Source organism: Bacillus sp. ISL-35 (assembly GCF_018613355.1).
GTDB lineage: Bacteria > Bacillota > Bacilli > Bacillales > Cytobacillaceae > Mesobacillus.
The window spans coordinates 56,231-63,964 of record NZ_JAGGQK010000016.1 but is presented as its reverse complement, the minus strand read 5'-3'; the positions used below and the strand labels follow the sequence as shown (position 1 = coordinate 63,964).

The following is a 7,734-nucleotide window of genomic DNA, read 5'->3' as shown; positions in this document are numbered from 1 at the left end:
TAAAACTCTCCAAAAAAGAGTTATGAGTTAGCTCATAAGTTAAAACGTTGGCTCATGTCTTCTATAATAGAAGCGCATGAAAATTTATTGTTTGTTGACGCTTGTTTGTTTAGTTTTCAAAGAACAATTTACTTTGTTCGCCGCTCATAAGCGACTTTCATAATATATCATGCGACCGACTTAATGTCAACCACATTCTTTATTATTTTCTCACCGCTGATTGACCGTTTTAGCGACTGGCTCAGCAGCGACGTTTATTAATATATCAGGATATTTATCATACGTCAATAATAAATTTAAAAACTTTTTTATCCTCTGGAAGTGCTCTTTTTCGCCGGCATATACTTCAGGCACTCCTTTGGTGATGCGACTCTTTTAAACAGTGAGAACAGAATTTGATATCTCTCTTTCATCGATCTTTTTACGATATGATCGATGCGTTCATCCTTCAGGTCAAACAGGATTTCATCCATCTCTCTTTTGATTAAGTATTCTAGCTCCTTTAATTCCTTCTCATTGATCAGAACACCAAGCATACATACACTCCTGTTCATTTTCTCATAGTGATTGTAGTGTTATCTTTTTTTCTGATTTTTATAATCAGCATTTATCATATCTTTTCAATTCCTGAATAAAAATTAGACAAGGAGTGCATTGGACGAGGTGGTGAGAAAATGAATTTCTTTTATGTGATGAATGCCAGATCGATTAAAACAGCTTTTGTCATCGTTGTCGCAGCCTTTTTTACAGCTTGGTTCTTTTACATGGATAATATGGTCCAAATCCCTGCTTTTTCAGCAAAGGATGGTCCGAAAGCGATCTATAAGGGGGAAAAGGATTTAGCCCTTACCTTTAATATTGGCTGGGGGGACGAAAAAGCTGAACCGATCCTGGATGTCCTGGCGAAGCAAAAAGCCGGAGCGGTTACCTTCTTTCTCTCGGGCTCCTGGGCAGAAAGGCATCCTGATCTTGTCAGCAGGATGGTGAAAGAAGGATATGAAATCGGCATGCTTGGGTACGATTATAAAGATTACACTGAGCTGGAGGAAGACAAAATCAGGAGAGACATCATGAAGGCACAGGAGGCGTTCAAGAAGCTGAATGTGAAGAACATTGAATTGCTTCGTGCTCCAACTGGCCATTTTGATCAACGCACACTGAAAATTGCTGAGCGTCTCGGGTACACGGTTGTCCATTGGAGTCTTGATACGAAGGACTGGACCAATCCCGGGACCGCGGTCATTGCTGAAAATGCTTCAAAGGCAAAAAAAGGTGACATCCTTTTGATGCATGCCTCTGATTCTGCCAAGCAAACTGCAGAAGCTTTGCCGCTTGTATTAAAAGATATCAAGTCGAAAAATTTAAAGATGGTCACGGTTTCTGAAATGATCGCTAATGGCGACTCTAGATCAGCAGAAGTAAAATAACCGCCCAACTATGCGTTGGACGGTTTTTTTTGTGCCTTTTTATTTGGTGATTTTTTATTTATTTTTGCCTCAAGGGCTTTCCGTTCCTCCATGGACTTCTGGTTAAGCTTATGAAGGACCAGCAGTTGGTACCCATTGCATATCAATAGCGGGAAAAGCATGAGGTAAACCCAGCTATGCTCATTTACTCTCAGAACCGGCACCCATTCAATCACTGTCACGACAATCATGAAGAACATTGCCGGTATAAAGGCTTCTTTATTTGTTTGTTTTACCTTCAGGAGTGCAACGATCAAGCCGGCAGCGAGGACGATTGCGGCAAGTCCTATGTATGGCAGGATACTTTCACCTTTTTCAGCAAAGGCGTTGAACCGGAGATACACAAGATCGAAAAGCACAAAAGCAATCAGTAGAATCTGCACGGAATTCCACAAGGATTTAAATATGCCAAGACCAAAACGGTGGATCGTCAAGTAAGCAAAGAACCCCATTTGGCTAAGAATGCTAAATATAAGACCGACTCCCATTAGCCATACTAAAATTGAAAGGAATTCAAGAATGTTGAAATCACTTAACAGATGCTGGAATTCACTCCAGCGGACAATAAAGCCAACCACAGCTGTCGTTACTGCTCCAACAACCAGCGTGGTGAGAAACAAGTGTACCCAATTACGGCTAGTCACGATTTTTTCCCCCAAGAAAGAAATTAAACTGCACTATATGATTGTACCAATGAGGGTTTGAAAAATCTAGCTGTCGTTATTTGTGTATAACAATTTGTCTTATTACTCATCCTAAAATTAGGGCTGTCTATGTGAAAGGGGATTAAGTTATGAAGAAATGGATAAGAATTGTACTCCCCGCTTCCTTTTTATTTTTGGCTGCCGGCTGTGCTCCATCCGAGTCAGGCGGGGGACAGGTTGATTATGAAGAAACAAAGAAGATGGTTGTCGACATCCTGAAAACTGATGATGGCAAAAAGGCAATTCAGGAAGTAATGGGTGACGACGGCATGAAGGAAAAGTTAATAATGGACCAGCCGGTCGTAACCGATACAATCGAGAAAACATTGACTTCTGACAAAGGCATGGATTTTTGGAAAAAGTCATTCGAAGATCCAAAGTTTGCTGAGAGTGTCGCAAAAAGCATGAAGAAGGAAAATGAAAAACTGTTGAAGGACTTGATGAAGGATCCGGAATATAAAGGCATGATGATCGAGGTCATGAAGGATCCTGAATTGGAAAAAGAGCTGACGACCGTTCTCAAGAGCAAAGAGTATCGGGAACATTTACAGAAAGTAATGAGTGAAACATTCGAAAGTCCGCTGTTCAAAGCCAAACTGCAGGCATTGATTGTCAAAGCAGCTGAAGAAATACCGACCCAGAAACCAGAAGGCGGAGACCAGGGCGGTGGCGGCGATTCAGGCGGCGGGGGGGGTTCCAGTGAATCCGGCGGCGGTTCGGGAGGACAATAAGAAAAGCGCAAGCGCCTTGGTCAACCACGACAAGCGCTGCAACTGTTCAATTCTCGGAGTGTTTCAAATAAATAAAGCCTCTCCAAAAACGGAGAGGCTTTTCCTATTACTTGTTTTCAAGCATTTGCACGACTTCCTGGGCAATATTCGTATAGATGGCGCCAATTTTATCATCTTCCTGATAAATGGATGGAGCGAAGTCGTTTTCATTCCAGGTTGGCTGGCCTAATGGAAGTTTGCCCAACAGCTTTGTATTAAGCTCATCCGCTAATTTTTCGCCGCCGCCTTGTCCGAAGACATATTCTTTTTCCTCGGTCAGCTTGCTTTCAAAGTAAGACATGTTCTCAATGACTCCAAGGATTTCATGTTCGGTCCTAAGGGCCATCGCACCTGCACGCGCGGCAACGAATGCAGCTGTCGGATGCGGAGTCGTCACGATGATTTCTTTACATGAAGGCAGCATGGTGTGGACATCCAATGCCACATCTCCGGTTCCTGGAGGCAGGTCCAATAGCAGGTAATCCAGCTCACCCCATTCTACTTCATTGAAGAAGCTGTTCAGCATTTTGCCAAGCATCGGCCCGCGCCAGATGATCGGTGCATTGTCCTCAACGAAGAAGCCCATTGAGATGACCTTCACGCCATGTCTTTCAACCGGGATGATTCTTTCCCCTCTAACTACCGGGCGCTTTGTGATTCCCATCATGTCAGGAACACTGAAACCGTAGATATCCGCGTCAACTAGTCCAACTTTTTTGCCTAATTTTGCGAGTGAGACAGCAAGGTTAACCGAAACGGTAGATTTCCCTACTCCGCCTTTGCCGCTCGCGATGGCAATGAAGGTTGTTTTGCTGTTTGGTGATAGCAGGCTGTCCTCTTTTTCCGGAGCTGCTGTCTGGAATTTTGATAGAACTTCAGCAGGCAGGTCAAAGAATCGCAAGCCTACGGAAGCCGCTCCAGCGCTTTTCAGGATATTGACGATTTCCGTTTGCAGCTGCAGCTGTTCTGCCGTGCCCGTTTTCGCAATGCCAATTTTAACGCTTACATGATTCTTCTCTTCTTTGATCTTTATTTCTTCGATGGCATTCAGCTCTTCGAGTGTTTTATGTAAAAATGGATCCTTAAGGTCTTTTAGGCTTTCACGTACCTTAGCTTCAGTAATCATATTGACACCTTCCTTTGTAAAATTTATCTCCATTGCCAGTATACCATATTGGTAAAATTCCTAAGTGTTAAACCTATCACACATTTCTGAAAGATATTTTTTCCAATAGGATCTATTTTCCCCCAATAAAAAAAGAAGGATTCATCACCCTTCTCATTTTTCCCAGAATTTTTGTTCGTCCGTAAAATACCTGAGCATTCCTTCATAGATGGAGGCTGCAACTTTTTCCTGGTAGGCCTCCTGTTTGAGGTTTGCCGCTTCTCCCGGATTTGACAGGAAGCCGATTTCGACCAAAACCCCAGGCTTATTCGTATGTTTCAGCAGGTAAATGCTGTTCGCTGGCTTTGCATCCCGGTCCGTGTTTTCCAGGTTACGGCGCAATTCATCCTGGATGAGCTTGGCTGCTCGTTTGTTTTCTTTGTAATTGGTGGAGTAAAAGGTCTGTGCACCTCTCCATTTTGAGGACGGAATCGCATTTAGATGGATTGTCGCAAAAAAATCAGCTTCGGATTCGTTGATCAGATTGAGACGTCTTTTTAAATCCTGGACCTTTCGTTTGCTGTATCCCTTAAGGCCCTTATCCGCAAGGTCGACATCAGTCTCGCGTGTCATGATGACAAGTGCACCCTGCTGCTGAAGGTAATCCCGCAGCTTGAGGGAAACATTTAGCGCGATTTCTTTTTCAAAAGGATCGTCATCGCCCGCCCCAGGGTCGACTCCTCCATGCCCAGGGTCCAGATAGATGATTTTCCCTGAAAGCGGGAGATTCCAGGATTCCCATGAATCGTTCTCGGCAAAATCATACTGCAATATAAGGAACAGCACAGCGAGGCCGGCTGCAAATAATCCGATTTTAAGTTTTTTCAGCATGTTCTAAACCATCCTTCCAGCTAGTCCCTGATAATAAACTATATGGGACAGGTAGATGGTTTAGAACTATGCTATTAATGCAGTCTCAGCTTATATTTCTTTTCGCCCTTCATGAATCCATCTCTCCACCAGCTGTCGACATACTGTTCACAAAGGTAGTAAAGGTCTTCTGATCCAACTCCCTCTTCCCCCTTCCCCCAAAACAGGAAAAAGTTATACAGGGTGTCGATCAAATGCCGCTCTTCTTTTTCACAGCGGGGCTTTACCGCTTCCATCGGTTCGCCGAAGTAGCCAAAGCGGCTGAATTTGGCGCCAAGTAAATACGACTCGATCGCCACATCATAACAAGCTTCCTCGATTCCTGAATTCATGATGAGGCTGGAGGTCAGCCTTGAAGAGCCAAAATATTGTTTCACCCTGGCCTGCAGGATGTTAAGGGTTAGTTCACGGAGCATCGATCGCTCATATTTCACTTGCTTCTGCTTTCTTTTATCTATAAATGTCGTTACGACGTTCAAAGTATCTCACCCCTTAGGAAGTAGTGTTCAACCTGCGGGAGAGTGTAATGCAGCCAAGACAGACGTTTCCTTTTCCAGTTTTCTCAGTCGTTTACTGAATAACAAGAGTTGTGACTCATTAGGATGAAATGCCCATTTTTGGTTATTCTCATACTATCAAAAATCACTACTATTGAAACTGTTCTTCAATTGTCAGAATTGTTAGACTTGTTATTACAACCAGAACTCGCTTCAACTTTAATCTCTGAGGAGGGAAAGATATGGAGCAAGATGTTCGCGTTATTCCTTACAAAGTAATCGCAGAAGCTGAAGAAACCAAAGAGGTGCCTCATGGTGTGGAGTTAATCCAGGCACCGAAGCTTTGGGACAGAACCAAAGGGAAAGGCATTAAAGTCGCCGTGCTCGATACTGGCTGTGAGACAACCCACCCTGATTTAAAGGACCAAATTATCGGCGGCAGGAATTTTACAGACGACGACCGCAGCAATCCGGATATTTATACTGATTATAACGGACATGGAACCCACGTTGCAGGGACGATCGCTGCCCATGAAAATGATGATGGTGTAATCGGCGTAGCACCAGAGGCAGGACTGTTGATTGTAAAAGTATTGAACAAGGCTGGCTCTGGAAAATATGAATGGATTATCAAGGGGATCCAATATGCGATTGACCAGGATGTGGATATCATCTCCATGTCGCTTGGCGGCCCCGCAGATGTCCCTGAATTGCATGAAGTGATCAAGGCCGCTGTTGATAAAAATATTCTCGTCGTATGCGCAGCTGGCAATGAAGGTGATGGTGATGACTCGACCAATGAATTTGCCTATCCTGGCGCCTATAATGAGGTCATCAGTGTCGGAGCCGTAAACCTTGAAAGAGATTCATCAGAATTCACCAACTCGAATAATGAGGTGGATGTCGTGGCTCCGGGAGAGCGGATCACGTCTACCTATCTGAATGGTAAATATGCGACATTGAGCGGAACCTCAATGGCAGCGCCGCATGTATCCGGCGCCCTCGCTTTAATTAAAACGCTCGCAAATGCCCAATTTGAGCGAAATCTGACTGAGTCTGAATTGTATGGACAATTGATCAAGCGTACGGTCCCGCTCGGAAATTCACCTAAGCTTGAAGGGAATGGCCTTGTCTATCTCACCGTGCCGGAGCACCTTGCTGAAATCTTTGGCCAGAGCTTCAAAACGCTGGTTATGGATGCGATATGATTCTCTCGGCCAGTGAGGCGTACATTCATAACATCGAGAATAAACCGTATTATGATGCAGAACTGGACGCGAGATTGCGTGAGAAATACTATTGTGACGCTGTTTTCAGTCCAGAGGAGCTCCATTTGCTGCTGGCAAGAACCCACACCCTCCATCTAAGATATTCACCGCATGAGTATGTTTATCCATGGGTCGACCTGCAGGAGAACCTTCAACTGAAGAGCCTCTATTCCGGCCAGGACCTAGACCCGGTAGAGGTAATCGAGGAAGATTTGCGGCTCATCAAAACTCTGAAGGAAGGAGGATTTACAGCAAGTTCTGAAATTCTATTCAATACCGAACATGTTGTACCTCAATCATGGTTTGACGGTATGGAGCCAATGCGTGGCGACCTCCATCACCTGTTCGCCTGCGAGCCAGCTTGCAACAGCATGAGAAGCAATCATCCGTTTCATGATTTCCAGAACTATGAACCTGAGCTTGCTGCATCTGGAATCAGGTCTGGCTGCGGCATGGTAGAAGCCGGGAAGTTTGAACCGGAATATGGTAAAGGATATGTTGCAAGAGCCGTGTTTTATTTCAACTTAAGATATAAGGATGTCATCCAACTTAATGACCAGATGGATTTCGAGGTTCTACTTGGTTGGCATATAGAACATCCGGTCACCATGTACGAAAAGCATCGGAATGCCGCCATCCAGGAATTGCAGGGAAACCGCAACCCTTTCATTGATTTTCCTGGTATGGCAGAAGTTATGTTGGGTCTGTAAAAAGAAGCCGCCTGAGCGAAGACAATGCTCAGGCGGTTTATTATGTGAAACGATTTTAATCCCCGTTGACAAGTTTTTATTCCACTTTGGGTCAACTATAATCCCCGTTGGCCTCATTTTAATCCCCGTTACTTCGGTTATAATCCCCGTTGAGTAAAAATGGCAAGCTTTGACCACCAGTCCCCCGCTTAAAAACTGTAATTGGTTTTTCGCTAAGATTTCCGCTATCCCGAATTTCCACATCCTCGTTCGCACCATTTTCCTCTAATTGCTAACACAATTCC

9 protein-coding genes are annotated in these 7,734 nt (G+C 44.2%); 4 read left to right on the top strand and 5 right to left on the bottom strand.

Annotated elements, in window-relative coordinates; all coding sequences use genetic code 11:
- Positions 1-308 precede the first annotated feature (308 nt).
- Positions 309-536, bottom strand: a complete 228-nt coding sequence (locus tag J7E38_RS19545; protein WP_214710272.1) for a hypothetical protein — start codon at positions 534-536, stop codon at positions 309-311.
- Between the two features lie 138 nt (positions 537-674).
- Between J7E38_RS19545 and pdaB the strand changes: the two genes are divergently transcribed.
- Positions 675-1,427 carry a polysaccharide deacetylase family sporulation protein PdaB gene (gene pdaB / locus J7E38_RS19540; RefSeq protein ID WP_214710273.1) on the top strand — a complete coding sequence of 251 codons (753 nt, stop codon included), beginning with the start codon at positions 675-677 and terminating at the stop codon, positions 1,425-1,427.
- Positions 1,428-1,435: 8 nt separating this feature from the next.
- On the opposite strand, the gene J7E38_RS19535 is transcribed toward pdaB, so the two are convergent.
- Positions 1,436-2,110: a KinB-signaling pathway activation protein gene (locus tag J7E38_RS19535; protein ID WP_214710275.1), complete on the bottom strand. Its 675-nt coding sequence runs from the start codon at positions 2,108-2,110 to the stop codon at positions 1,436-1,438.
- Positions 2,111-2,259: 149 nt separating this feature from the next.
- On the opposite strand from J7E38_RS19535, the gene gerD reads away from it, so the two are divergent.
- Positions 2,260-2,901, top strand: coding sequence for a spore germination lipoprotein GerD (gerD, locus tag J7E38_RS19530; RefSeq protein ID WP_214710277.1), 642 nt, complete (start codon positions 2,260-2,262; stop codon positions 2,899-2,901).
- Positions 2,902-3,007: 106 nt separating this feature from the next.
- On the opposite strand, the gene J7E38_RS19525 is transcribed toward gerD, so the two are convergent.
- The 3 genes from J7E38_RS19525 to J7E38_RS19515 all read right to left on the bottom strand — a co-directional run bounded on the left by J7E38_RS19525 (position 3,008) and on the right by J7E38_RS19515 (position 5,454).
- Complete coding sequence (locus J7E38_RS19525; protein ID WP_214710278.1) at positions 3,008-4,066, bottom strand: Mrp/NBP35 family ATP-binding protein; 1,059 nt, start codon at positions 4,064-4,066, stop codon at positions 3,008-3,010.
- A gap of 153 nt (positions 4,067-4,219) precedes the next feature.
- Positions 4,220-4,936, bottom strand: a complete 717-nt coding sequence (gene cwlD, locus J7E38_RS19520) for an N-acetylmuramoyl-L-alanine amidase CwlD (RefSeq protein WP_214710279.1) — start codon at positions 4,934-4,936, stop codon at positions 4,220-4,222.
- Positions 4,937-5,010: 74 nt separating this feature from the next.
- A complete protein-coding gene (locus J7E38_RS19515; protein ID WP_214710280.1) occupies positions 5,011-5,454 on the bottom strand; it encodes a YbaK family protein in 444 nt (147 codons plus the stop codon).
- Between the two features lie 260 nt (positions 5,455-5,714).
- Here J7E38_RS19515 and J7E38_RS19510 point away from each other — a divergent pair, with 260 nt between their 5' ends.
- Both J7E38_RS19510 and J7E38_RS19505 read left to right on the top strand, forming a co-directional pair.
- Positions 5,715-6,680 carry a S8 family peptidase gene (locus J7E38_RS19510; RefSeq protein WP_214710281.1) on the top strand — a complete coding sequence of 322 codons (966 nt, stop codon included), beginning with the start codon at positions 5,715-5,717 and terminating at the stop codon, positions 6,678-6,680.
- Positions 6,677-7,450: an endonuclease I family protein gene (locus tag J7E38_RS19505; RefSeq protein ID WP_214710282.1), complete on the top strand. Its 774-nt coding sequence runs from the start codon at positions 6,677-6,679 to the stop codon at positions 7,448-7,450. Before J7E38_RS19510 ends, J7E38_RS19505 begins: the two co-directional genes overlap by 4 nt.
- Positions 7,451-7,734: the final 284 nt, after the last annotated feature.